Source organism: Thalassotalea mangrovi (assembly GCF_005116735.1).
GTDB lineage: Bacteria > Pseudomonadota > Gammaproteobacteria > Enterobacterales > Alteromonadaceae > Thalassotalea_A > Thalassotalea_A mangrovi.
The window spans coordinates 1-2,512 of the sequence record NZ_SWDB01000012.1; the positions used below are offsets into that span (position 1 = coordinate 1).

General features: G+C 43.2%; 2 protein-coding genes. Both read right to left on the minus strand.

The window, feature by feature from the left end:
* Positions 1 to 779: 779 nt before the first annotated feature.
* Positions 780 to 1,532, minus strand: a complete 753-nt coding sequence (istB, locus tag E8M12_RS06940) for an IS21-like element helper ATPase IstB (protein WP_136735377.1) — start codon at positions 1,530 to 1,532, stop codon at positions 780 to 782.
* Positions 1,522 to 2,512, minus strand: a 991-nt coding sequence (locus tag E8M12_RS06945) for a Mu transposase domain-containing protein (RefSeq protein WP_136735378.1), incomplete at its 5' end; no start/stop codon positions are given. The genes istB and E8M12_RS06945, both read right to left, overlap by 11 nt.

Consider the following 2,512-nt stretch of genomic DNA (forward strand, 5'->3'; position numbering starts at 1 on the left):
ATTTAATATATACCTTTGTAGTCACTTTCTCCTTAGCTGCTATCACTGCATATTTGGCTAAAAATTATTAGTTGTTAAACAATTCATACTCGTCAGCAATGCATGCCAACCAGCAAATAGTGGTTTAACAAATGTTGAACCGCAACAGTTAACAACAAGAGAGCGTTTTCAGAAATGATTCGATGAATGTCTTTCGTTGGATATTTGAACCGTGGCCATAAATAACGTAACTTATTGAAAAAAAGGTGGCCGTGAGCGGCTTTTGTGAGCGATCTGCAGTCATTGAAATCAAATCTGTAAAAAGTAAATTTCTGGGTTCCGTAGGCGCTTAAAAAGTTGAGAGCACTGTATCTGCTTGGCGAAACGCTATAAAAAAGTTAATTCATTCCGTATCGTTAGAATTATCCTTCCACTAAGGCTTTAACCATAAAAACATGAACAAATTGCGGTTATATATTTCCCACTTATATGATTTTTGGTTGCTTCCAACAAGGTTGGTTCATACTGTTTGGTATTATTTCTTTTTTTTAGATATGGAAAATAATAGTCACGCAATCTCAACAGGATTCTCAAGGATAAGCTTGATTTGCAGTATCAACATATTCTTGCATATAGTGTTTTTCGTGTTGGGAGGAAGTTACTGGTCGTTTTGCGAACTAGTAGGAGAGAAGGTCGATATAGACTGTTAATTTGCACTTAAAACTGATCCACGATTTGCATTGAAAACTGATCCGCCTAAGTTGGTCTTATTATGACCAATATCTTGAAAATATCTCCAGTTATTTTTCCTTATTTTTTGCAGCCGATGATTCTTTGAATCGATAACTGTCGTTGCCAGTTTCGATGATATGGCAATGATGAGTTAGTCTGTCGAGCAGTGCTGTTGTCATTTTTGCATCACCAAAGACTTTGGCCCACTCAGAAAATGACAAGTTAGTCGTAATGATGATGCTGGTCTTTTCATAGAGCTTGCTTAGAAGATGAAATAGCAGTGCACCGCCATTTTGGCTGAAAGGTACATAGCCAAGCTCATCTAGAACCACCAAATCAACGCTGCTAAGCCGATTGGCAATGCGGCCGCTCTTGCCATCTAGCTTTTCCTTTTCAAGCCCATTGATAAGCTCTACAGTCGAGAAGAACCGTACTCTGAGGTGGTGATGCTGTACCGCTTGGACAGCAATGGCCGTTGCCAAGTGCGTCTTGCCTGTGCCTGGGCCACCGATGAATACGATGTTTTGACTGTCTTCGACAAACTCACATCGATGTAAGCCCCGTATCACCGTTTCGTTAACCGCACTGTATTGGAATTCGAAGCCGAATAAGTCTCGATAGGCAGGGAATTTTGCAACTTTCATCTGATAAGCGATTGAACGAACTTCTCGGTCTGCGACCTCGGCTTTAAGCAGGGTTTCGAGAACGGGTAATGCTTGTTTGAACGCTGGTGAACTCTGAATCGATAAATCGTTCACGCTGGCCTTCATGCCATGCAGTTTTAGGGTTTTTAAGGTGTTTAATAAAGCTTCAATGTGCATGGCGTTGTCCTTTCAATTGCTCATAGATACTTGTGTCTGCCGTTGGCTCTTGCTCAAGCTGTAACGCTTTTTTGATGGGTAATGGATCCGGTGTTGGTATATCCATCAGTCGATGCAAGCAATTGATCACATGCTGCTTTGACGTCAGGCCAACGTTCAGGCTTTGCTCAATGGCTTCTTTAACCAGTTGCTCATCGTGATGCAGCACCAATGACAAGATATCTACCATATCTCGATCACCACCTTCATATCTCAACAGGGTATCCTGAAGGTGCTGGAAGCACTCGGGAAGTTCTTTAAACGGGGCACCGTTACGGAGTGAGCCAGGTTTACGCTGAGCAACAAGCAGGTAGTGACGCCAGTCATAAGTCACAACCCCTTTGGAGTTGTGATCTCGGCTGAATTGCCTGACATGCTCTGCGACTTTATTGCCTTCGGCAATAAACAGAATGCGTTCAGGGTACACTCGAAGGCTTACCAAGCGATTAGCAAAACTGGCTGGGACACTGTATTTATTGCGTTCAAAGTTCACCAGGCAAGTCGATGACACTTTCTTAGTGTGTTCGATGAATCCATCAAATGGTGCCTGGACCTTCATCAGGTGTTTCCTCTCGTCGAGCCAGACTTGTTCAATCGTCCGGTCACCATAATTTGGATGCGTGGTTGATTGCCACAGTGACATGCATTTTTGCTCAAGCCAGTCATTTAATTCATCGAGCGTTTTGCATTTTGGGGCATCGTGCCAAATGCTTTGACGAGCATCTCTGACCATCTTTTCCACTTGGCCCTTTTCCCAGCCTGCGGCAGGGTTACAAAACTCCGATTCAAACAAATAGTGGCCAACCATGGCTTGAAAGCGACGATTTACATCACGTCTTTTTCCTTTACCAACTCTATCGACAGCGGTTTTCATATTGTCGTAGATACCGCGCTCAGCGGCACCTTGAAACACGCGAAAGGCATGTTCGTGTGCATTGAAC

Excerpts from the sequence above, each read along its gene's own strand:
- istB (WP_136735377.1), bottom strand. The coding sequence starts at position 1,532 with ATGCACATTGAAGCTTTATTAAACACCTTAAAAACCCTAAAACTGCAT.